This window comes from Solihabitans fulvus, from assembly GCF_008386585.1.
GTDB classification, from domain to species: domain Bacteria; phylum Actinomycetota; class Actinomycetes; order Mycobacteriales; family Pseudonocardiaceae; genus Solihabitans; species Solihabitans fulvus.
The window spans coordinates 65,684-87,457 of the sequence record NZ_VUOB01000003.1; the positions used below are offsets into that span (position 1 = coordinate 65,684).

Here is a 21,774-nt window from a genome sequence, read left to right on the forward strand (position 1 = left end):
AGTCCGGCCAAGGTACTGCTGCCGCGCGGGCCCGTGCGGCGAGTCGGGGGATCGCTCCCGCGATCGGACGGCTCGTTCCCGAATTTGTGCGAACTAAGTCAGTTGGCGGACGGCAGTCGTCGGCCGAAGGTGATTCCGCCGTCGCTCCTGGCCAACTCGGCGAACCCGAGCGAGGCGTAGAAGGCATGCGCGTTCGGGTTGTGCTCGCTGACCTGGAGGTGCACGCCGGCCGCGCCGCGCGCGTCGAGGGCGGCGAACAGGGTGGTCAGCAGCGTGCGGCCGTGGCCACGGCGGCGCGCCCTGGCGAGCAGGTCGACGTGCAGGTGCGCGGGATAGTCCGCGACATCGGTCGGCAGCATCCGCTCGGGGGCGGCCAGCAGGCCGATCAGCCGCGCGTCCGGCGTGTCCGGATCGGCGCCGGCAGCCACAGTGGCATCGGCGAAGCGGGGCGACCAGTCGCGCCGCCACCTGCGGTAGAAGTCCACCGAGTCGGCCGCGCCAAGCACGTACCCGGCCACCCCCTCCTCGTCGGCTAGCACGAAGGCGAGGCCGGGCTCCAGCGCGAGGTACGGGCCGGCGAACACGTGCCCGATCAGGTCGGGATCGGCCGGCTCGGGACCGTTCGGGTTGCTGTCCACGGCGGTTGCCAGGCACACCGCGTGCACCTGCGCCGCATCGGCTGGCCGGTACGGGCGCACGATCACGAGGTCTCCTCCACCGCGGCCGCCGTCGGCCGCGCCCGGCGTTCCACCAGCGGCAGCGAGCGCAACTGCCGTTCCAGGTGCCATTGCAGCAGCGCGGCGACCAGCCCGCTGGTCTCCCGGCGGGCACCCGACTCGACGGCCTCGGCGATCGCCCAGTCGCCGTGCAGCAGCGCACCGAGCAGCGTCAGCGTGTCCGCCGCCGGGCTCGCCGAACCGGCCGGCCGGCACCGCACGCAGACCGAGCCGCCCGCCTGCACGCTGAACGCCCGGTGCGGGCCGGGATCGCCGCAGCGAGCGCACTCGACGACGGCAGGCGCCCAGCCTGCAAAGGCCATCGCGCGCAGCAGGAAGGCGTCCAGCACCAGCGACGGGTCCCGCTCGCCGTCCGCGAGCGCCCGCAGCGCGCCGGCCACCAACAGGTACAGCCGCAGGACCGGCTCGCCCTCCTCGGCGGTCAGCCGGTCGGCCGTCTCCAGCACCGCGCAGGCCGCCGTGTAGCGCTGGTAGTCGCCGACGAGGCCGACGCCGAACGCGTCCAGGGTCTCCACCTGGGTGACGATGTCGAGCGTGCGGCCGGTGTAGAACTGCACGTCGACATGGCCGAAGGGCTCAAGGCGGGCGCCGAAGCGGGAGGTCGTGCGCCGCACACCCTTGGCGACGGCACGGACCTTGCCGTGCTGCCTGGTGAGCAGGGTGATGATTCGGTCGGCCTCGCCGAGCTTCTGCACCCGCAGCACTACGCCGGTGTCGCGGTACAGGCTCACCCGCACATCGTCCCACTCACGGGTGACACTGAAACGAATCGGGCCCGCGACACCGCTGTCGCGCGGTGTCGCGGGCCCGAAACGGTCGTTCGAACTACTTGACGGCGATCACGTAGGTCTTGGCCGCCTTGTCGTGGAAGCCCTGCCGAGCCCGCTCGTCGAACAGCGGCGAGAGCGCGCAGACCAGCGACCAGAGGCCGCCGAGGAACGGCACGATGAGCCCGCCGTACAGCACGCCGAACCGGGTGAACGCCGGACCGGCGCCGAGGCCGCCGCTGGGGTCGGGGGTCGCCGAGATGACCTTGATGCCCATCGCCGACTTGCCGACCGTGGCGCCCTTCGACGACAGCATCAGGCCGTCGTACAGGCCGTAGACCACCACGATCAGCAGGAACGGCAGGATGAAGATGCCGAAGAAGCCGGCACCGCCGACGAACTGACCGGTCGAGACGTCGTACCTGACGGCGCTGAACATCGCGGCGGAGAGGATGGCGTTGATGATGCCGACCGGGACGCCGACGATCAGGCCGTCGATCAACCTGGCCAGGAACCGCTGGCCCATGGTGGCGAGCTTGAAGACGCCCACACCGGGGATCTCCACCTGCTCACCGCCCGCGCTGTACGGGGCTCCTGGCGGCATGCCGCCGTAGCCGGGCTGCTGCCCGTAACCGGGCTGCGCGCCGTAGCCGGGCTGCTGCTGTTGCCCGTAGCCGGGCTGCCCGTACGCCGGCTGCTGGCCGTAGCCGGGCTGGGCCGGCTGGCCGTAGGGCGGGGAGGCCGGCGGCTGCTGGCCGTACCCCGGCTGCTGCCCGTAACCGGGCTGCGGCTGATCCTGCGGGTAGCCGGGCTGGGCAGGCTGCCCGTAGGGCGGCGCGGCCGGCGGCTGCTGACCGTAGCCCGGTTGCTGGGGCTGCTGGCCGTAGCCGGGCTGCTGGCCGGGCTGGCCAGGCTGACCCGGCTGGCCGGGCGTCCCGTAGGGATTGGTCACGAAAGGTCCCCCTTTGCGTGGTCGTCACATCCTGCGTGAACACCCACGGCAGGAAAGGAGTGTGCGGGTTGTCGCCGGCAAACTGCCCCGGGCAGTCATCGCACCCGGGTTTCCGGTGGCGCGAAGGCTACCCGGTCCGGCGGTACCCCGGCAGCGATTGTGGGCGTCTCGTGACCATTCGGGCGGCGGCCAGTGCGTCAAAAGCCGAGCCGGCGGAGCTGTTTGGGATCCCGTTGCCAGTCTTTCGCGATCTTGACATGGAGATCGAGATAGATGCGCGTGCCCAACAACGCCTCGATGTGTTTACGCGCACTTGTGCCGACCTGCTTGAGCCGTTCGCCCCGGTGGCCGAGGATGATCGCCTTCTGGCTGGACCGCTCCACGAACAGCTCGGCGTGCACGTCGATGAGGTCGTCGCGGCCCTCTCGGGGCTTCATCTCCTCCACGACCACCGCGATGGAGTGCGGCAGCTCGTCGCGGACGCCCTCCAGCGCCGCCTCCCTGATCAGCTCGGCGACCAGCGTCGCCTCCGGCTCGTCGGTCAGCTCGCCGTCCGGGTACAGCGGCGGGCCGAACGGCAGCTTGCCGACCAGCAGCTCGGCCAGCGCGCCGACCTGGAAGCCGTCCACCGCGGAGACCGGGATGAGGTCGGCGAAGTCCATCACGTCCTGGAGCGCGAGGAGCTGCTCGGCCACCTGCTGCTGGGGGACGAGATCGGTCTTCGTGATGATGCCGATGACCGGGGTGCGGCGCGGCAGCTTGGCCAGCTCGGCGGCGATGAACTTGTCGCCAGGGCCGACCTTCTGGTCGGCCGGGACGCACAGGCCGACGACGTCGACCTCCGACCAGGTCTCCCTGACCAGGTCGTTGAGCCGCTGGCCGAGCAGCGTGCGGGGCCGGTGCAGGCCGGGCGTGTCGACCAGAATCAACTGGCCGTCCGCGCGGTGCACGATGCCGCGGATGGTGTGCCTGGTGGTCTGGGGCTTGCTCGAGGTGATGGCCACCTTGGTGCCGACGAGCGCGTTGGTGAGCGTCGACTTGCCGGCGTTGGGGCGGCCGACGAAGCAGGCGAACCCAGAGCGAAAGCCGCCGTCGGGGCCGTGGTCAGTGGTGGTCACCGCCCCATTCTCGCAGGCAGTGTCACGAAGGACGCTTTGAGGACACCCAGCGTCACGAAGGCGTCCTTCATGACACGACGTTGCCGGCCGGGTCGGCGCGGAGGACGAGGGCGGCCTCGGTCAGGTCGCGGACGGCCGCCAGGGACGCGGCGTCCACCTCGGCGGCCTCGGTGACCACGGCCGCGGCCTCCAGGCCCGGCGCGCCGCTGGACACGGCCGCGGCGACCGCCGCCTGCAACGCCGTGAGCGACAGCGAGGGCAGCGACACCGTGCAGGCCGCGTAGGTGCGGCCGTCGGTGTCGCGCACCGCTGCCCCCTCGGCCGCCCCGGTGCGTGCCCGCGCGGACCGCGCCAGCGTGACGATCTTCCGGTCCTCGGGATCCAACTCAGCCACGCTCGCCGTTCCTCTCCCGTTGCTGTTGGTCACGCTCGTCGGCCTGCGGCTCGCGGGTGCGGCGGACCAGCACCGTGGTGATCCGCACCCGGCCACGATCGTCCTTGCCGCCCTCGGCGCGCAGCCGCAGCCCGGCGATCTCCGCCTCGGTGCCCGGCAGCGGGACGCGGCCGAGCCGCTGCGCGAGCAGGCCGCCGACCGTCTCCACGTCGTGCTGGTCCAGGTCGGTGCCGAACAGGTCGTCGAGGTCGTCGACGGGCAGCCGGGCGCTGACCCGCACCGAGCCGTCCGCGAGGTGCTCGACCGGGGGCCGGTCGTCGGTGTCGGACTCGTCGGTGATCTCGCCGACGATCTCCTCCAGGATGTCCTCGATGGTGAGCAGGCCCGCTGTGCCGCCGTACTCGTCCACCACGATCGCCAGGTGGTTGCGGCTCAGCTGCATCTCCTTGAGCAGCTCGTCGAGCCGCTTGGAGTCCGGCACGAAGCTCGCCGGCCGCATCAGCTCGGCGACGGTCGGCTGTCGGGCTGCGGGCCCGCTGCCCTGCCGGGCGCCGGCCGCGTCCTCCTGCTCGCGCTCCATCGCGCCGCGCACCAGGTCCTTGAGGTTGACCACGCCGACGATGTCGTCGACGCTCTCCCCGATCACCGGCACCCTGGTGTAGCCGGTGCGCAGCGACAGCGCCAACGCCTGGCGCAGCGACTTGCTCTCCTCGATCCAGACGATCTCCGTCCTCGGCACCATCACCTCGCGGGCGATGGTGTCGCCGAGCTCGAACACCGAGTGGATCATCTCGCGTTCGCCCGCGTCGACGACGCCGCGCTCCTGGGCCATGTCGACCAGCTCGCGCAGCTCGACCTCGGAGGAGAACGGTCCCTCGCGGAAGCCTCGGCCAGGGGTGATCGCGTTGCCGACCACGATCAGCAGCCGGCTCAACGGCCCGAGCACCCTGCCGAGCACCCGCACCGGTGCCGCCGTAACCAGGCTCACCCGGTAGGGATGCTGCCGTCCGATGGTCCTCGGCCCGACGCCGACCAGCACGTAGGACACCACCAGCATGCTGACGACGGCGACCACGGCGGCCAGCCACTCCGGCGACAGCCAGCGCAGGAAGACCATCGTGACCAGCACCGTCGCGGCCAGCTCGCAGCCGAGCCGCAGCAACAACAGCAGGTTGACGTGCCTCGGCCGGTCGGCCAGCACCAGGATGAGCTGGCGCGCGCCGACCCTGCCCTGCCGCTGGAGTTCCTCGACCCTGGCCCTGGACACCGCGCCGAGCGCGGCGTCCGCGCAGGCGAACACCCCGGCGGCGAGCACGAGGGCCACTGCCAACACCAGCAGGCCGCTGGAGTTCGTGGTCACCGGGGCCTGCCTCAGCCGGTGTGGTCGGTGGAACCGCCGGGCGTGCCGTCGTCCTTCGCTTGCGCCGCGCTCGGTTGCGTTCCGTCGGCTTGTGTTCCGTCGGGTTGCGTTGCGTCCGGTTGCGTTCCGTCCGCCGGGCTCTCGTCGCCCTCGGCGACGGTCGCGGACTGCGCGGCCGGGCCGTCGAGGCCGACCGCGCCGAGCACCTTGGAGTCGGCGCTGCGCTGCGCGGCCAGCCGCTCGGCCTCCACGGTCGCCGTGCGGAAGTCGCCGAGGATGCGGTTCTGGAGCGTGAACATCTCCCGTTCCTCGGCCGGCTCGGCGTGGTCGTAGCCGAGCAGGTGCAGCACTCCGTGCACGGTCAGCAGGTGCAGCTCGTCCAGCAGCGAGTGGCCGGCCTTGCGCGCCTGGTCCTTGGCGAACGCGGGACACAGCACGATGTCGCCGAGCAGCGCAGGACCGACCCCGGCAGCGTCGGGGCGGCGCGCGGAGTCCAGCTCGTCCATCGGGAAGGCCATCACGTCCGTCGGCCCCGGCAGGTCCATCCACCGTTCGTGCAGGTCAGCCATCACGTCAAGCTCCACGAGCAGGACCGAGAGCTCGGCGAGCTGGCTGACCCCCATCCGGTCGAGGGCGAAGCGGGCGGCCGAGACGATGGACGCCTCCTCGACGACCACTCCGGACTCATTGGCAATCTCGATACTCACGGGGCCTATCGTCCCCGTCGCTGGTTACCCCGCCGCGCACCGGGTCCACCATTGCTCGCGTGGTCGTCCGCGTCCTGCTCGACCTGCCACCGCTCGTAGGCGTCCACGATGTCGCCGACCAGCCGATGACGCACCACGTCGTGGCTGGTGAGCGTCGAGAAGTGCACGTCGTCGACGCCCTCCAGGATGCCCTGCACGATCTTCAGGCCGCTGCGCTGGCCGCCGGGCAGGTCGATCTGGGTGACGTCGCCGGTGACCACGATCTTGGAGCCGAAGCCGAGTCGCGTCAGGAACATCTTCATCTGTTCCGGCGTGGTGTTCTGCGCCTCGTCCAGGACGATGAACGCGTCGTTGAGCGTGTTGTGCGTGACCAGGAAGTCGTCGGTGACGTAGAGCGAGTCGGCCGCCGCGACCTGAATGCACAAGGTGTCCTGCTGGCCGACGTGCTCGATGCGGTCGATGAACCGCATCGGCCGCCCGCCACCAGTCCGGTCGTAAGCAGCCCTCTTTCGCGACAGACGGAACGGGGGCAGGCCTTCGGGCAACCGGATATCGATCACGTGGGCGTCGTTGCGATACTCGACGTCCCGTCCGTTGACCCGTCCGGGCCGCCGTCCCTCAGCCCCGCGGGTCCGCGAGTAGGCCACTCCGCCGAGCGAGCGGACGAGGAACAGGACGTCGTCGCGTAGCCGGGGCGACGTGGTCGTGTACTGCACGCGACAGGTACGGCCACTCTGCGTGACCGGTCCGCCATCGGTGTCCAGCAAGCCCTGCAACACGCTCAGTCGCACCGCAGCAGAGTTGTGCAGGTAGCTGTCGGGCACGAACTTTGACGACGAGCGCGTACCGGCAAGACCGAGATCACGCAGTGTGACCGTGACCGGGTTGGCGACCCGCAGGCCGCCGCGCCCGCCGTTGACGTGCCGCAGCACGTAGTCGTTGGGCGCCTTGTGCCGCAACTCGATCCCGTCGAGCACCGTTTCGAGAGCCTCAGCGAGCTCTGGATCGGTGGTCGTGAAGCTCGGTGTGGTGGCCGTGGTGATGCACCCGTCACCCAGCAGCAGGCCCAGCGCATACGGGTCGAGCGACACGTCCTGGGGTACGAACTCGACCTGATCGACGACGGGCAGTTCGTAGCGGCGAATCCCGCCGCGGCGGAGGTTGCCGATCATCTCCCGGGTCTCGATCGTCCGGGACTTCCCGGCGCGCTTGTCCTCGGGCGTACGGACCGTCCACAGGTGTTCGCCGCAGCAGATGGTGGAGGCGCCGTCCTGGGTGGTGACGCGGTAGACATCACGCACCCCTCGCGGGTAGACGCCGAGCACTGGTGTTGGCAGCCCGTTCGAGCCGACGACCAGGTCGCCCACCTGGAGCGAGCCGATCGCGCGGTATCCGTCCGGGGTCAGCACCTGCGCGTCATGCGGCTGCGCGCGACCGCGCATGTAGGCGAGCGGGGCCACCTCGATCGTGCCGGCCTGGGTGAGCCGGGGGATCGACTCCGGGTCGACCATGTCGTGCAGCGCGTCGTAGAGCGGACGCAGGTAGGGGTCGATCTTCTCGTAGAGCGTGCCTGGCAGGTAGCCGAGCCGCTCCCCCGCCTCGACCGCGGGCCGGGTCAGGATGATGCGGCTGACCTGCTTGGCCTGGAGCGCCTGCACGGCCTTGGCCATCGCCAGGTAGGTCTTGCCGGTGCCGGCGGGGCCGATGCCGAAGACGATGGTGTTCGCGTCGATCGCGTCCACGTACCGCTTCTGGTTCAGCGTCTTGGGCCGGATCGTGCGCCCGCGCCGGGACAGGATGTCGAGGCTGAGCACCTCGGCGGGCGATTCGGCCACGTCGGCGGACAGCATGGCCACGGTGCGGCGGACCGCGTCGGGACCCAGCTGCTGCCCACGGCCTGCCAGCGTCGCCAGCTCGGTGAACACGCGTTCAGCGAAGGCCACGTCGGCCGGTTCACCGGACAGGGTGATCTCGTTGCCCCGCACGTGCACATCGGCGGCGAGCAGGTCCTCGGCGACCCGCAGGTTCTCGTCACGCGAGCCGAGTAGGGCGAGGACGGCGCCATCCGGGACTGCGAGCCTGGACTGTGCGTCTGCCGTGGCCTGGCCGGCCTTCGGCTTGTTCCGGTCCCCGTTGGGGGTAGGTGCTGCGGTCGTCGACCGTGCATCCTGGGGTCGGGCGGCTCCACCCGCTGCGGTACCCACCACGTGCCCTCGGGCCTGCTTCCTGCGCGTTCGCGCCGAACTCGGTGAACTTGTTGGTACACACCGATGCTAGCTGGCCCCACTGACAACGCGCTGCGTTTAATTCGACGGGACCAGGGTTGGGGATGCCTACGCGGGCGGCAGGGCGCCGCCTACCAGGCCGCCGAGCCATTCCCCGCCGAGCAGGTGCAGGTGGGCGTGGAAGACGGTCTGGCCGGCGTCGGCGCCGGTGTTGAACAGCAGCCGGTACCCGCCCTCGGCGATCCCCTCAGCCTCGGCGACCTCGCCGGCCACGGCGAACACCTCGGCCAGCGCCTCGGGCTCGGCCTTCGCCAACGCCACCACGTCCGGATGGTGCGACTTGGGCACCACCAGCACGTGCGTCGACGCCTGCGGGTTGATGTCCCGGAACGCCAACGCGGTCGGGGTCTCACGCACGACGGTCGCGGGGATCTCCCCCGCGACAATGCGGCAGAACAGGCAGTCGCTCGCAGTCATGCGGCAAGGCTAGTGGGGCGTCCGGGATGAAACCCAGAGGAAAGAAGCAGAGAGTCGCGTCGCGGTGGGGCCTGGGGGTCGCCCCACCGCGACGCGACCGCCGCCGGACCGAGGGGGGAGGTGTCCGGCGGGCCTCAAGGTGCCTGCCACAGGTCGATCCCCGTAAGCGGCACCAGAAATCTCGCTACGACCTGTGAGGAGTTGAGCGTAGCTCGTGCAACGTGTCCTGCGCTACAAAACGGCCAACCCCAATATTGGCTGATATTGCCTGCTCAGCAGCCGACCTAGTCGATTCCGACGAATGCCCGATCAGGGGAGGCGAGCGGTCGGGTCGGTCGGCGAGGCTGCGGTCTAGTTGGCCGTCGGGTCGGTTGTCGGGGCGTCCGTCGGGTCGGGCGTCGGGGCGTCGAGAACGGGCAGGTCTAGGTCCTGTAGGCGCGCCGGGTCTGCCAGCACCTCGATCGAGACGACCTGCCCGTCCGTGACGGTGAACGCCATGATCGACAACGGCCGATCCTTCGCGATCACAACGACCCCGGCGACCCCGTTGATCAACGCCGGCCGCGCGAACGGCGCGAGGCGGCTGAACGTGAGCGCCTGGCTGGCCACGACCTGCGCGCCACGCAGCGTGACCGTGTGGCGGGTGCGGGCGACGCCGCCGTCGGACCGGAGCACGACCTCGGGGTGGAGCACGTTGACCAGCGCGTCGAAATCGCCCTTGCGGGCGGCGGCGAAGAACGCGTCGACGGCCTTGCGCTGGCGGGCCAGATCGGGATCGGGCGCTGGCGCCTGGTCCTGCATCCTGCGGCGCGCGCGGCTGGCGAGCTGCCTCGTCGCGGCAGGCGACTTCTCGATCATCGGGGCGATCTCCTCGAACGGCACGGCGAACATGTCGTGCAGCACGAACGCGAGACGCTCCGCCGGGGACAGCGTCTCCAGCACCATCAGCATCGCCAGCCCGACCGAGTCGGCCAGCAACGCCTCGTGCTCCGGGTCGACCCCGTCCTCGCGGCTGATGATCGGCTCGGGCATGTGCACGTCGAGCGGATCCTCGCGCCGCTGCTCGCGCGAACGCAGCACGTTCAGGCACACGCGGCCGACCACCGTCGTCAGCCATCCAGCGAGGTTCACCACCTCGCTGGTGTCGGCCCGGCTGGCCCGCAACCAGGCGTCCTGCACGGCGTCCTCGGCCTCGCTGAGCGAGCCGAGCATCCGGTAGGCCACCGCTCGCAGGTGGGTCCGATGTTCCTCAAAACGCGTCGACAGCCGGTCGGGCTCGTCCACCGTGTCACATTCCCTTCGCGCGGCGTGTCATAGCGGTGGACCTACCAAAACAGCTTGGAGACGCCATGACCTCGTCCATTCTCATCACAGGCGGTACGGGCACACTCGGCCGCCACACCCTGCCGTTGGTGCAGGATGCCGGCTTTAGCGTGCGGGTACTTAGTCGGCAGGCCGCGAGTGTGCGCAACGGCACGGAGTACGTGACCGGGGACCTGTTCAAGGGCGAGGGCATCGAGCCTGCGCTGGCCGGGATCGACACCGTCCTGCACCTCGCGGGCGGCGCCAAGGGCGACGACGTGGCGACCAGGAACCTGGCGGAGGCCGCGGCGCGGGCCGGCGTGCGGCACCTCGTGCACATCTCTGTCATCGGGGTCGACCGGGTCCCGTTGGCCTGGTTCAAGATGAAGCAGGATGCCGAGCGGGCCGTGACCGAGTCCGGCGTGCCGTGGACGATGCTGCGGGCCGCGCAGTTCCACGATCTGGCGCTGACGGTCGTGCGGGCCATGACGAAGTTCCCCGTGGTGCCCGTCCCCGGTGGCCTTCGGTGGCAGCCCGTCGACGCGCGCGATGTGGCGGCGCGGTTGGCGGAACTGACGCTCGGGGAGCCTGCCGAGCTGGTGCCCGACCTGGCCGGCCCGGACGTGTTCGAGATGGGCGAGTTGATTCGGAGCTATTTGGGTGCGGTTGCGGCTGCGCGTGGCGGGAAGCGTGCACGCAAGGTGTTCCTGCCGGTTCGGATGCCAGGGAAGGTTGGGCGGGCGTATCGGGCCGGGGACAACTTGGCTTTGGGTGGGGCTTCGGAAGGAGTTACGGAAGGAGCGCGGACGTGGGAGGAGTTTTTGGCGGAGCGGGTGGGTGAGCAAGCGGTGCAGGCCGTTTGATGGGTGGGGGCGGTTTGGGCCGTTTGATGGGTGGGGGCGACGCTCTGGCCGGCGACTCGCTTCGCTCGCTGCCCGGNNGCCCCTTCAGCTTCTCGGGCCGACTCCGCTTCGCTCCGTCAACCCTCCTGCGCCTCCAGGGACCGACGGCGAACTCGCACACCCCGCACCGCCACAAAGTGAAAAAGCGCGTGTGGTGCGGGGCGCGGGGGCGTGGCGGTGGGGTTCTTTGGTTAGGACCAGCGGTTTGTTAGGGCGCCTAGGGCGCCTAGGGCTACTGCGGCGGCTGTTGAGGCGCGTAGGACTGTTGGGCCTAGGCGGACCGGGTGGGCGCCGGCTTGGGTTAGGGCCGCTAGTTCTTCTTCGGTGATGCCGCCTTCGGGGCCTACCACCAGGAGCACGTCGCCGGTTGGGGGTAGGTCGGTCGAGCTCAGGCGGCGGGTCGCCGACTCGTGCAGGACCAGGGTCAGGGCCGCCTCGGTTGCGCGGGCGGCCAGGGCCTTCGTGTGCAGCGGTTCGTGGACCGGCGGGACCCACGCTCGGCGGGCCTGTTTGGCCGCCTCCCGTGCGGTGGCGCGCCACTTGGCCAGGGCCTTGTCGCCGCGGGGGCCGTCCTCCCACTTGGCCACGCAGCGGGACGCGCGCCACGGCACGATCTCGTCCGCGCCCGCCTCGGTGGCCAGCTCGACCGCCAGCTCGCCTCGGTCGCCCTTGATCAACGCCTGGGCGACCACCACGCGGGGCGTGGGGGGCGGGTCGGTCCAGCGACGGGTCACGGTCAGCAGCAGCGAGTCCTTGGCGGCCTCGCGGACGGTGCAGGCGGCCAGGCCGCCGACACCGTCCGCGAGCACCAGTTCCTCGCCGGCTCGCAACCTGCGCACGGCCGCCGCGTGCCGGCCCTCGGGACCATCGAGCAGGGCCTCCTGGCCGGGCGGCAGCGCGTCGACCAGGAAGACCGGGGGTGTCGTCGGCACTGCTTACCTGTGTCCGCGTGAGGCGCGCAGCCTGGCGAACAGGCCGCCGCCGTTCTTGCCGTTGTGCGCCAGCGTCGGCTCCTGCTCGCCCCGCTCGGCGGCCAGCTCGCGCAGCAGCTCGGTCTGGCGCGCGTCCAGCTTGGTCGGCACCACGACCTCCAGGTGCACGTGCAGGTTGCCCCGCCCGTCCACCCGGCCGGTCGACCGCAGCCTCGGCATGCCCTTGCCGGTGAGCACCAGCTCGGTCGCGGGCTGGGTGCCCGGCTCGACGTTGAGTTCCTCTTCGCCGTCGATCAGCGTCTGGAACGGCAGCACGGCACCGAGCGCGGCTGCGGTCATCGGGATGCGCACCGAGCAGTGCAGGTCGGAGCCGTCGCGCTCGAAGATCTCGTGCGGCTGCTCCTCGACCTCGACATACAGGTCGCCTGCCGGGCCACCGCCTGGGCCGACCTCGCCCTGCCCGGCCAGGCGGACGCGCATGCCGTCCGCGACGCCGGGCGGGATCTGCACGTTGATGGTCCGCCGCGACCGCACCCGCCCGTCGCCGCCGCACTGCTGGCACGGGTCGGGGATGACCTCGCCGAAGCCCCGGCACACCGGGCACGGCCGCGCCGTGACGACCTGCCCGAGGAAGGACCGCTGCACCGACTGCACCTCGCCGCGCCCGCCACAGGTGTCGCACGTCACCGGCGCGCTGCCCTCGCGGCTGCCGCCGCCGTGACAGCGGTCGCACAGGACGGCGGTGTCCACGGTCAGCTCGCGGCTCGCGCCGGTGGCGCACTCCTCGAGCGACATCTCCAGCCGGATCAGCGCGTCCGACCCCGGCTGCACCCGGCTGCGCGGCCCCCTGCCGGCGCCTGGGGACGCGCCGAAGAAGGCGTCCATGATGTCGCCGAGCCCGAACCCGGAGAACGGGTCGCGCATGCCGCCGCCACCCCCGGAGCCCGATTCGAGCGGGTCGCCGCCGAGGTCGACGATCTGTCGCTTCTTCGGGTCGGACAGCACCTCGTAGGCCGCGGTCACGTCCTTGAACTGCGACTCGGCCTCCGGGTTCACGTCAGGGTGGAGCTGCCTGGCGAGCTTTCGGTAGGCGCGCTTGATCTCCTCGGGTGTCGCGTCCTGCTTCACCCCGAGGGTGCCGTAGTAATCCCTGGCCACGTCTCCAGTCCTCCTGCCGCGACCCGCGCCCCTTCACGGCGCGCCCGCGGCCTGCTCTGCCAGCGTCGAAAATCGAACGTCATTCGGGTCGGTCCGGTCCCTGGGGGCCGGTTACCGCCCGGTCAAGACCTCTCCTACGTAGGCGGCGACCGCGCGCACCGCCGCCATGGTGCCCGGGTAGTCCATCCTCGTCGGCCCGACCACTCCCATGCCCCCGAGCAGAGTGCCACGACTGCCGTACCCGATGGACACGACCGAGGTGCTTCGCATCTCCTCGGCCTCGTTCTCCTCGCCGATCCGCACCGTCAGCGTGCCCTCGTCCTTCGCGACGGCGAGCAGCTTGAGGACGACCACCTGCTCCTCCAGCGCCTCAAGCACCTGGCGGAGCGAGCCGGGGAAGTCGGCGATGCTGCGGGTCAGGTTCGCGGTGCCGCCGAGCACCAGGCGCTCCTCGGGGTGCTCGACCAGCGACTCGATCAGGACCGTGCAGACCCTGGTCATCGTGCCGCGCAGCTCGGCGGGCGCCTGTTCGGGCAGCTCGGCGACGGCGGCGGACGCCTCGGTGAGCCGCTTGCCGACCAGTGCCGCGTTCAGCACGGTGCGCAAGCGGGCGACGTCGGCCTCAGTGATCACGTCGCCGAGGTCGACCGCGCGCTGGTCCACCCGGCCGGTGTCGGTGATCAGCACCAGCATCAGCCTGGCCGGGGTGATGCCCAACACCTCAAGGTGCCGAACGGTGGACCTGGTCAGCGTCGGGTACTGCACAACGGCGACCTGCCTGGTCAGCTGGGCGAGCAGCCGGACGCTGCGCCGGAGCACGTCGTCCAGGTCGAACGCGCCCTCCAGGAAGTTGTGGATGGCTCGCCGCTCGGCCGAGGACAGCGGCTTGACCTCGCTGAGCCGGTCCACGAACAGCCGGTAGCCCTTGTCGGTCGGCACGCGACCGGCGCTGGTGTGCGGCTGGGTGATGTACCCGTCCTCCTCCAGCGTGGCCATGTCGTTGCGGACGGTCGCGCTGGACACGCCGAGGTTGTGCCGCTCGACGAGCGCCTTGGAACCGACCGGCTCCTGGTTGGACACGTAGTCGGCGACGATCGCGCGCAACACCTCGAAACGTCGCTCATCGGCGTTCACCGCGCGTCACCTCCAGGTAGTTGCGTCTCCGCACGGCAAGTTTACGGATTTCCGGCCACTTGTGAGTGGCCCGGTCGCCAACCGGGGCGCGACTCAGGTGAGGCGGCGGACCACGGCGTCGGCCAGCAGCCTGCCCCGCGCGGTGAGCACGCAGCGCCCCTCGGCGAGGGCGATGCGGTCGAGCAGCCCGTCGGCGACGGCGTCGCTCGCGTTGGCGCGGCCGGTGTCATCGAGCGTGTCCAGGGGCAGTCCCTCGGCGAGCCGCAGCTCCAGCAGCACCCGCTCGATCCTGCGGTCGTCGTCGGTGAGCGTCTCCCGGCCCGCCGCCGGGGACGCGCCGTCGGCGAGCAGCGTCGCGTAGCGGGCGGGGTGCTTCACGTTCCACCAGCGCACGCCGCCGACGTGGCTGTGCGCGCCGGGACCGGCGCCCCACCAGTCGCCGCCGAGCCAGTAGCCAAGGTTGTGCCGGCACCGCGCGTCGGCGGAGGACGCCCAGTTCGACACCTCGTACCAGTCGAGGCCGTGCGCGGACAGCACGGAGTCCACCAGCTCGTAGGACTCGGCGAGCCGGTCGTCGTCGGGGGCTGGCAGGTCGCCGCGCCGCACCCGGCGGGCCAGCGCGGTGCCCTCCTCCACGATCAGCGCGTACGCCGACACGTGGTCGACGCCGGCCGCGAGCACGGCGTCCAGGGAGGCACGCAGGTCCTCGACGCGCTCCCCCGGCGTGCCGTAGATGAGGTCGAGGTTGACGTGCGCGAAGCCTGCGTCGGCGGCCTCCCGCGCGGCGGCGACCGCCCGGCCCGGCGTGTGCGTGCGGTCGAGCACGGCCAGCACGTGCCGTGCGGCGGACTGCATGCCGAGCGACACCCTGGTGTAGCCGGCGGCGCGGATGCCGGCGAAGAACTCGGCCGAGGTGGACTCGGGGTTGGACTCGGTGGTCACCTCGGCGTCGGCGGCCAGGCCGAAGGAGTCGCGCACGGCGTCCAGGACGTCGGTGAGGCCGTCGACGCCGAGCAGCGAGGGCGTGCCGCCGCCGACGAAGACCGTCTCGGCTGGCGGCGCGGACCCGAGCACCCCGGCGGCGAGGTCCAGTTCGCGGCGCAGGCCCTCGAGCCAGGACTCCGGCGACGCCGTCGTGCCGAGTTCGCCCGGTGTGTAGGTGTTGAAGTCGCAGTAGCCGCAGCGGGTGGCGCAGAACGGGACGTGCACGTACACCCCGAACGGTCGCTCGCCGAGCCCGCGCAGCGCCGAGGACGGCAGCGCGCCGTCGGCCGGGGCCGGGTCGCCGTCAGGGAGGGTGGATGGCACGGCCCCAGTGTGCGGCATCGCCGCATCGGCACCCAAAACGCCGATCTTGGATCCCTTGGGAGGCGCGCGATCGCCTGCGCCGATAGCCCCTCGATGGGCCGTCGGGCAAACCGCAGGTGACAACTGTCCCAGCATCCGGTTGGCGGTGGACCACTGTCTGGGCACGTGGCACCCTTACGAACATGTCTGCGACCGAAGTACACCTCGTGGCTCGACGCCACGTGGACTTCCGTCGTGTCTCCAGCGCAACCTGTCGGCGCTCGGTCTAGTCCGCGCCGCGTTGTTCACATCCCCAGTCGGCGCCGGGCGCGCTGGCTGACGTCTCCCATCACCTGCTCCGGGATCCGTGCCGCACGCACCAGCGCCTCGAATCTCCGGAGGATTCACGATGGTTCCCCCGACGAACACAGCCACGAAGCGCGCACACGCGCGTCGTGGTGAGGGGCAGTGGGCACTCGGCTACCGCGAGCCGCTGAACCCCAACGAGCGGAGCAAGAAGGACGACAACCCGCTCAACGTCCGGGACCGGATCGAGAACATCTACGCGCACGGCGGCTTCGACTCCATCGATCCCGGCGACCTGCGCGGCCGGTTCCGTTGGTACGGCCTGTACACGCAGCGCAAGCCGGGCATCGACGGCGGCAGGACCGCGACGCTGGAACCGGAGGAGCTCGACGACGAGTTCTTCATGCTCCGCGTTCGGGTGGACGGCGGGGCGCTGACCACCGAGCAGCTGACCGTCATCGGCGAGATCTCGCAGACCTACGCCAGGGACACCGCCGACATCACCGACCGGCAGAACATCCAGTACCACTGGATCCGCATCGAGGACGTGCCGACGGTCTGGCAGAAGCTGGAGGCCGTCGGCCTCACCACGATGGAGGCGTGCGGCGACAGCCCGCGGGTGATCCTCGGGTCGCCGGTGGCCGGCATCTCGGTTGACGAGGTCATCGACGGCAGCCCGGCGATCGAGGAGATCAAGCGGCGCTACGTCGGGGACAGGGCGTTCTCGAACCTGCCGCGCAAGTTCAAGACGGCCATCTCGGGCCTGCCCGACGTGGCGCACGAGATCCACGACATCGCGTTCGTCGGCGTGCAGCATCCCGAGCACGGCCCCGGCTTCGACCTGTGGGTCGGCGGCGGGCTGTCCACCAACCCGATGATCGGCAAGCGGCTCGGCGCGTGGGTTCCGCTGGACGAGGTGCCCGACGTGTGGGCGGGCGTGATCAGCGTGTTCCGCGACTACGGCTACCGCAGGCTGCGGCACCGGGCGCGGATCAAGTTCCTGGTCAGCGACTGGGGCGCCGAGAAGTTCCGGGAGGTGCTCGAAACCGAGTACCTGAAGCGGAAGCTGATCGACGGTCCTGGGCCCGAGGTGCCCGACGCGCCGCGCGACCACATCGGCGTGCACCGCCAGCAGGACGGGAAGTTCTACGTCGGCGCGGCCCCGATCGCGGGCCGGGTGTCCGGCTCGACCCTGGTGGCGGCGGCCAAGGCGGCCGAGCGCACCGGCTCGAACCGGGTGCGGCTGACGCCCCAGCAGAAGCTCGTGGTGCTGGACGTGCCGGAGGCGGAGGTCGCCGGCCTCCAGACGGAACTGGCCAGGCTCGGCCTGCACAGCGCGCCGTCGCCGTGGCGGCGGGGCGTGATGGCCTGCACCGGCATCGAGTTCTGCAAGCTCGCGATCGTGGAGACCAAGGCGCGCGCCGCCGAGCTGGTCACCGAACTGGAGCGGCGGCTGGCCGACATCGTCGACGACGTCGAGCAGCCGGTGAGCGTGCACATCAACGGCTGCCCCAACTCCTGCGCGCGCATCCAGACGGCGGACATCGGGCTCAAGGGCCAGATCGTCACCGATGACAACGGAAACCAGGTCGAGGGCTTCCAGGTGCACCTCGGCGGCGGGCTCGGCCTCGACGCCGGGTTCGGCAGGAAGCTGCGCGGCCACAAGGTGACCGCGACGGAACTGTCGGACTACGTGGTGCGCGTGGTGCGGCACTACGTCGAACAGCGCACCGAGGGCGAGCGTTTCGCCCAGTGGGTCGGGCGCGCCGACGAGAGTGACCTGAAGTGAGCGGTGAGCGCGCCACTCCCTTCTACTGCCCCTACTGCGGGGACGAGGATCTTCGTCCCGAGGAGGAGCCGCACGGCGCCTGGCTGTGCGGCTCCTGCCGGCGGGTGTTCTCCGTGAAGTTCGTTGGTTTGGCGTTACCGGAGGTAGCCAAGTGACCACCACCAGGACCGAACAGCTGAGGGTCATCGCGGAGCAGGCCTCGGTCGAGCTGGCCGAGGCCAGCGCCGAGGAGGCGCTCGCCTGGACGGCGCGGACCTTCGGCGACAGCTGGATCGTCGCCTCCAACATGCAGGACGCCGTGCTGATCGACCTCGCGGTCAAGGCGAAGCCCGACGTCGACGTCCTGTTCCTGGAGACCGGCTACCACTTCGCCGAGACCATCGGCACCAGGGACGCCGTCGCCACCGTGTATCCCGAGCTGACGATCGTGAACGCCCTGCCGGACACCACGGTCGCCGAGCAGGACGCGGCCGAGGGACCCCGGCTTTACGAGCGCGATCCCGACCGGTGTTGCGCGCTGCGCAAGGTGATTCCGCTGCAACGGACGCTGGCGAAGTACGACGCCTGGGTCACCGGAGTACGCCGAGTGGACGCGCCCACTCGGGCGAACACACCGATCGTGACGTGGGACGAGCGCAACGGCCTGGTGAAGGTCAACCCGATCGCCGCGTGGAGCGACGAGGAGTTCAACGGCTACATCGCCGACCACGGCGTGTTGGAGAACCCGTTGGTGTCGGAAGGTTATCTGTCGATCGGGTGCGCGCCGTGCACCGCGAAGGCTCTGCCGGGCACAGACGCCCGCAGCGGCCGGTGGGCCGGCAGGTCCAAGACCGAGTGCGGACTGCACGGCTAGGAAGGGCTTGCACATGACACTGTCCCTGACCGAAACAGCGAACCTGGACGCGTTGGAGTCCGAGGCCATCCACATCTTCCGCGAGGTGGCCGGCGAGTTCGACCGGCCGGTGATCCTGTTCTCCGGCGGCAAGGACTCCACCCTGCTGGTGCACCTGGCGCTCAAGGCGTTCTGGCCGGCCGCCGTCCCGTTCGCGCTGCTGCACGTGGACACCGGCCACAACTTTCCCGAGGTCATCGAGTTCCGCGACGACATCGTGGCGCGGCACGGGCTGCGCCTTGAGGTCGCGCACGTGCAGGACTGGATCGACGACGGCAGGCTGACCGAGCGTCCCGACGGCACCCGCAACCCGTTGCAGACCGTACCGTTGCTGGACTCCATCGCAAGTCACCGCTTCGACGCGGTGTTCGGCGGCGGGCGGCGCGACGAGGAACGCGCCCGCGCCAAGGAGCGCATTTTCAGCCTGCGCAACGCGTTCGGCCAGTGGGAACCGCGGCGGCAGCGTCCCGAATTGTGGAACCTCTACAACGGCAGGCACAAGCCGGGGGAACATGTACGCGTGTTCCCGCTGTCGAACTGGACGGAGCTGGATGTCTGGAACTACATCGCCAGGGAGAACATCGAGCTGCCCTCGATCTACTACGCGCACGACCGGGACGTGTACCTGCGTGACGGCATGTGGCTGACCCACGGTCCATGGGGCGGTCCCGCCGCGCACGAAACGGTGCTGCGCCGCACCATCCGCTACCGCACCGTTGGCGACGGCTCGTGCACGGGCGCGGTCGACTCCACCGCCAGCACCGTCGAGGAGGTCATCGCCGAGGTCGCCGCGAGCCGGCTGACCGAGCGCGGCGCCACCCGCGCCGACGACCGTCTCACCGAAGCCGCGATGGAAGACCGCAAGAAAGAGGGCTACTTCTGATGACCCAGCTTCTGCGTCTGGCCACCGCCGGCAGCGTCGATGACGGCAAGTCCACCCTGGTCGGCAGGCTGCTCTACGACACGAAGTCCGTGCTGGCCGACCAGCTCGACGCCGTGGAGCGCGCCAGCGCCAACCGGGGGTCGGCAGGTCCCGATCTGTCGCTGCTGGTGGACGGCCTGCGGTCGGAGCGCGAGCAGGGCATCACCATCGACGTCGCCTACCGCTACTTCGCCACGCCCCAACGGTCGTTCGTGCTGGCCGACACGCCGGGCCACGTCCAGTACACCCGCAACACCGTCACCGGCGCGTCGACCGCGCAGCTGGCGATCCTGCTGGTGGACGCCCGCAAGGGGGTCGTCGAGCAGACCCGCCGGCACGCGGCCGTGCTGGCGCTGCTCGGCGTGCCGAGGCTCGTCCTCGCGGTCAACAAGATCGACCTGATCGGCTACGACGAGTCGGTGTTCGCGTTGATCGCCAAGGAGTTCACCGCGCACGCGACGGCGTTGGGCTACCGCGAGGACGCGATCGTCACGGTCCCGGTGTCGGCGCTGGTCGGCGACAACGTGGTGGACCGCTCGGCGCACACCCCGTGGTACACCGGGCCGACCCTGTTGGCGCACCTGGAGACCGTGCCGGTCGACGTCGATCCGCACGACGCGCCGTTCCGGTTCCCTGTGCAGTACGTGATCCGGCCGCGCACCGAGGAGCACCCGGACTACCGGGGCTACGCGGGCCAGGTCGCGGCCGGCACGGTCGCCGAGGGCGACCAGGTCGTCGTGCTGCCGTCGGGCCTGCGCAGCACGGTGACCCGCATCGACACCGCCGACGGCGAGCTGACCGAGGCGGTCGCCGGCCGCTCGGTCACCCTGGTGCTGGCGGACGACCTGGACATCACCAGGGGCGACCTCATCTCGTCCGTGCTCGACGCGCCGGTGCCGACCGACGAGATCGACGCAACGCTCTGTTGGCTGTCGGAGAAGCCGCTCAACCCCGGCGCGCGGCTGCTGGTCAAGCACGGCACCAGGACCGTGCAGGCCATCGTCACGGAGCTGGTGTCCGTTCTCGACGAACAGAAACTGTCCAGTGTGGACGGCCCGGACCAGCTGCGACTCAACGAGATCGGCCGCGTCCGGCTGCACACGGCCGAGCCGCTGCCCATCGACCTCTACACCGCCAGCCGCCGCACCGGCGCGTTCCTGGTGATCGACCCGACCGACGGCGGCACGCTGGCCGCCGGCATGGTCGGCGCACCGCTGCCGGTGCTCCATCTGGATGGCGAGACCGCGAATGATCGCGCGCTCGTCTCTCCCGGCCCATAGCGTCAGCACTTCCCCGCGAGAAAGGCCAGCCGTGCGCACCACCCGAAGAGTTCGCTCCGTGGTCACCGCTCTAGCCGCAGTGTCGTTGATCGGCGCGGTCGCCGGCTGTTCCAGGGCCAGCGGCACCGACAACGCCCCCGCTGCGGCGGACAAGGGCGCGGCGGCGGAGCTGCGGCTCGGCTTCTTCCCGAACGTCACCCACGCACCCGCGTTGATCGGCAAGGCCAAGGGGTTGTTCGACAAGGAGCTCGGCTCGTCGACCAAACTGACCACGCAGAGCTTCAACGCCGGCCCCGACGAGGTCAACGCGCTGCTCGGCGACTCCCTCGACATCGCCTACATCGGCTCGGGGCCGGCGATCAACGCCTACACCAAGTCCAACGGCGCCGCGGTGCGGCTGATCAGCGGCGCGGTCTCCGGCGGCGCCCAGCTGGTGGTCAAGTCCGGCATCACCACGCCGGAGCAGCTCAAGGGCAAGACGATCGCGACCCCGCAGCTGGGCAACACCCAGGACGTCTCGCTGAAGAAGTGGTTGGCGAGCAACCATCTCACCATCGGCGACGGGCCGGACCAGGTGAAGGTGACCAACCTGGAGAACCCCAAGACGCTCGACGCGTTCCGCAACGGCCAGGTCGACGGCGGTTGGCTGCCCGAGCCGTGGGCGTCCCGGCTGGTGCTCGACGCCGGCGCGTCCGTGCTGGTCGACGAGAAGTCCCTGTGGCCGGACGGCAAGTTCCCCAGCACGGTGGTGATCGTGCGGACCAAGTTCCTCGAGGAGCACCCGCAGACCGTGCAGGCGTTCCTGCGCGGCAACCTCGCCGCGATCGACTGGGCGACGAAGAACCAGGCCGAGGCCAAGACAGCGGTCAACGATCAGTTGAAGCAGCTGGCCGGCAGCACGCTGAGCCCCGCGGTGCTCGACCGCGCGTTCCAGGGCATCACGCTCACCGCCGACCCCGTCGCCGCGCAGTTCCCCCAGCTGGCCAAGGACTCCGTGACCGCCGGTGTGGTCAAGTCCGAGGCGAACCTGAAGGGCTTCGCGGACCTCGGTCCCGTCAACGACGCGCTGAAGGCGGCCGGCAGGCCGACCGTCGACGCAGCCGGCCTGGACAAGAAGTAGCCAGTCGCAGCAG

General features: G+C 70.7%; 20 protein-coding genes and 4 pseudogenes. 8 read left to right on the top strand and 16 right to left on the bottom strand.

Annotation, left to right across the window (positions count from 1 at the left end):
- Nucleotides 1-98 precede the first annotated feature (98 nt).
- The 12 genes and pseudogenes from F0L68_RS02800 to sigJ all read right to left on the bottom strand — a co-directional run bounded on the left by F0L68_RS02800 (nt 99) and on the right by sigJ (nt 10,021).
- Nucleotides 99-704, bottom strand: coding sequence for a GNAT family N-acetyltransferase (locus F0L68_RS02800; protein WP_188316358.1), 606 nt, complete (start codon nt 702-704; stop codon nt 99-101).
- Nucleotides 701-1,468, bottom strand: a complete 768-nt coding sequence (recO, locus tag F0L68_RS02805; protein WP_149847802.1) for a DNA repair protein RecO — start codon at nt 1,466-1,468, stop codon at nt 701-703. Before recO ends, F0L68_RS02800 begins: the two co-directional genes overlap by 4 nt.
- Before the next feature lie 94 nt (nt 1,469-1,562).
- A complete protein-coding gene (locus F0L68_RS02810) occupies nt 1,563-2,456 on the bottom strand; it encodes an RDD family protein (protein ID WP_149847803.1) in 894 nt (297 codons plus the stop codon).
- 197 nt (nt 2,457-2,653) lie between these two features.
- Nucleotides 2,654-3,574 (bottom strand): GTPase Era, encoded by a 921-nt coding sequence (gene era / locus F0L68_RS02815; protein WP_149847804.1) that lies wholly within the window; start codon nt 3,572-3,574, stop codon nt 2,654-2,656.
- A gap of 67 nt (nt 3,575-3,641) precedes the next feature.
- Nucleotides 3,642-3,968 carry a cytidine deaminase-like protein gene (locus F0L68_RS02820; RefSeq protein ID WP_149847805.1) on the bottom strand — a complete coding sequence of 109 codons (327 nt, stop codon included), beginning with the start codon at nt 3,966-3,968 and terminating at the stop codon, nt 3,642-3,644.
- Nucleotides 3,961-5,328, bottom strand: a complete 1,368-nt coding sequence (locus F0L68_RS02825) for a hemolysin family protein (RefSeq protein ID WP_149847806.1) — start codon at nt 5,326-5,328, stop codon at nt 3,961-3,963. Before F0L68_RS02825 ends, F0L68_RS02820 begins: the two co-directional genes overlap by 8 nt.
- A 167-nt stretch (nt 5,329-5,495) precedes the next feature.
- Nucleotides 5,496-6,035, bottom strand: a pseudogene (ybeY, locus tag F0L68_RS02830) (rRNA maturation RNase YbeY); the annotation flags it as partial.
- 5 nt (nt 6,036-6,040) lie between these two features.
- A pseudogene (locus F0L68_RS43255) lies at nt 6,041-6,394 on the bottom strand (PhoH family protein); the annotation flags it as partial.
- A gap of 321 nt (nt 6,395-6,715) precedes the next feature.
- A pseudogene (locus F0L68_RS44755) lies at nt 6,716-7,477 on the bottom strand (PhoH family protein); the annotation flags it as partial.
- Nucleotides 7,466-8,242: pseudogene (locus tag F0L68_RS43265) on the bottom strand (PhoH family protein); the annotation flags it as partial. The pseudogenes F0L68_RS44755 and F0L68_RS43265, both read right to left, overlap by 12 nt.
- 126 nt (nt 8,243-8,368) lie before the next feature.
- Complete coding sequence (locus F0L68_RS02840) at nt 8,369-8,737, bottom strand: histidine triad nucleotide-binding protein (RefSeq protein WP_149847808.1); 369 nt, start codon at nt 8,735-8,737, stop codon at nt 8,369-8,371.
- Nucleotides 8,738-9,088: 351 nt separating this feature from the next.
- Entirely contained in the window at nt 9,089-10,021 is a 933-nt protein-coding gene (gene sigJ / locus F0L68_RS02845; RefSeq protein ID WP_149847809.1) for an RNA polymerase sigma factor SigJ, read from the bottom strand.
- Between the two features lie 65 nt (nt 10,022-10,086).
- Between sigJ and F0L68_RS02850 the strand changes: the two genes are divergently transcribed.
- Nucleotides 10,087-10,902 (top strand): SDR family oxidoreductase, encoded by an 816-nt coding sequence (locus F0L68_RS02850; protein ID WP_149847810.1) that lies wholly within the window; start codon nt 10,087-10,089, stop codon nt 10,900-10,902.
- A gap of 230 nt (nt 10,903-11,132) precedes the next feature.
- On the opposite strand, the gene F0L68_RS02855 is transcribed toward F0L68_RS02850, so the two are convergent.
- From F0L68_RS02855 to hemW, 4 genes are all read right to left on the bottom strand, one after another.
- Nucleotides 11,133-11,873 (bottom strand): 16S rRNA (uracil(1498)-N(3))-methyltransferase, encoded by a 741-nt coding sequence (locus F0L68_RS02855; RefSeq protein WP_149847811.1) that lies wholly within the window; start codon nt 11,871-11,873, stop codon nt 11,133-11,135.
- Between the two features lie 3 nt (nt 11,874-11,876).
- On the bottom strand, nt 11,877-13,031 hold the full coding sequence (dnaJ, locus tag F0L68_RS02860) for a molecular chaperone DnaJ (protein ID WP_149847812.1): 1,155 nt from the start codon (nt 13,029-13,031) through the stop codon (nt 11,877-11,879).
- A gap of 111 nt (nt 13,032-13,142) precedes the next feature.
- Nucleotides 13,143-14,165, bottom strand: coding sequence for a heat-inducible transcriptional repressor HrcA (hrcA, locus tag F0L68_RS02865; RefSeq protein ID WP_149847813.1), 1,023 nt, complete (start codon nt 14,163-14,165; stop codon nt 13,143-13,145).
- Between the two features lie 93 nt (nt 14,166-14,258).
- The gene (gene hemW, locus F0L68_RS02870) at nt 14,259-15,473 is read right to left on the bottom strand and encodes a radical SAM family heme chaperone HemW (RefSeq protein WP_223198437.1); all 1,215 of its coding nucleotides are present in this window, start codon (nt 15,471-15,473) and stop codon (nt 14,259-14,261) included.
- 182 nt (nt 15,474-15,655) lie between these two features.
- On the opposite strand from hemW, the gene F0L68_RS44840 reads away from it, so the two are divergent.
- The 7 genes from F0L68_RS44840 (at nt 15,656) to F0L68_RS02900 (ending at nt 21,761) form a co-directional block, all read left to right on the top strand.
- Nucleotides 15,656-15,742, top strand: a complete 87-nt coding sequence (locus F0L68_RS44840) for a putative leader peptide (protein WP_368732275.1) — start codon at nt 15,656-15,658, stop codon at nt 15,740-15,742.
- A 119-nt stretch (nt 15,743-15,861) separates the two neighbouring features.
- Nucleotides 15,862-17,547: a nitrite/sulfite reductase gene (locus F0L68_RS02875; RefSeq protein WP_149847815.1), complete on the top strand. Its 1,686-nt coding sequence runs from the start codon at nt 15,862-15,864 to the stop codon at nt 17,545-17,547.
- The gene (locus F0L68_RS02880) at nt 17,544-17,702 is read left to right on the top strand and encodes an Insertion element protein (RefSeq protein ID WP_149847816.1); all 159 of its coding nucleotides are present in this window, start codon (nt 17,544-17,546) and stop codon (nt 17,700-17,702) included. Before F0L68_RS02875 ends, F0L68_RS02880 begins: the two co-directional genes overlap by 4 nt.
- Nucleotides 17,699-18,400 (top strand): phosphoadenylyl-sulfate reductase, encoded by a 702-nt coding sequence (locus tag F0L68_RS02885; protein WP_149847817.1) that lies wholly within the window; start codon nt 17,699-17,701, stop codon nt 18,398-18,400. Before F0L68_RS02880 ends, F0L68_RS02885 begins: the two co-directional genes overlap by 4 nt.
- 13 nt (nt 18,401-18,413) lie before the next feature.
- Nucleotides 18,414-19,322 (top strand): sulfate adenylyltransferase subunit CysD, encoded by a 909-nt coding sequence (gene cysD, locus F0L68_RS02890; RefSeq protein ID WP_149847818.1) that lies wholly within the window; start codon nt 18,414-18,416, stop codon nt 19,320-19,322.
- The gene (locus F0L68_RS02895; protein ID WP_149847819.1) at nt 19,322-20,641 is read left to right on the top strand and encodes a sulfate adenylyltransferase subunit 1; all 1,320 of its coding nucleotides are present in this window, start codon (nt 19,322-19,324) and stop codon (nt 20,639-20,641) included. Before cysD ends, F0L68_RS02895 begins: the two co-directional genes overlap by 1 nt.
- A gap of 31 nt (nt 20,642-20,672) precedes the next feature.
- The gene (locus F0L68_RS02900; protein ID WP_149847820.1) at nt 20,673-21,761 is read left to right on the top strand and encodes an ABC transporter substrate-binding protein; all 1,089 of its coding nucleotides are present in this window, start codon (nt 20,673-20,675) and stop codon (nt 21,759-21,761) included.
- Nucleotides 21,762-21,774 lie beyond the last annotated feature (13 nt).

Coding starts and splice junctions, on each gene's coding strand:
- F0L68_RS44840 (WP_368732275.1), top strand. CDS start 15,656: ATGTCTGCGACCGAAGTACACCTCGTGGCTCGACGCCACGTGGACTTC.
- F0L68_RS02850 (WP_149847810.1), top strand. CDS start 10,087: ATGACCTCGTCCATTCTCATCACAGGCGGTACGGGCACACTCGGCCGC.
- F0L68_RS02895 (WP_149847819.1), top strand. CDS start 19,322: ATGACCCAGCTTCTGCGTCTGGCCACCGCCGGCAGCGTCGATGACGGC.
- cysD (WP_149847818.1), top strand. CDS start 18,414: ATGACACTGTCCCTGACCGAAACAGCGAACCTGGACGCGTTGGAGTCC.
- F0L68_RS02840 (WP_149847808.1), bottom strand. CDS start 8,737: ATGACTGCGAGCGACTGCCTGTTCTGCCGCATTGTCGCGGGGGAGATC.
- F0L68_RS02875 (WP_149847815.1), top strand. CDS start 15,862: ATGGTTCCCCCGACGAACACAGCCACGAAGCGCGCACACGCGCGTCGT.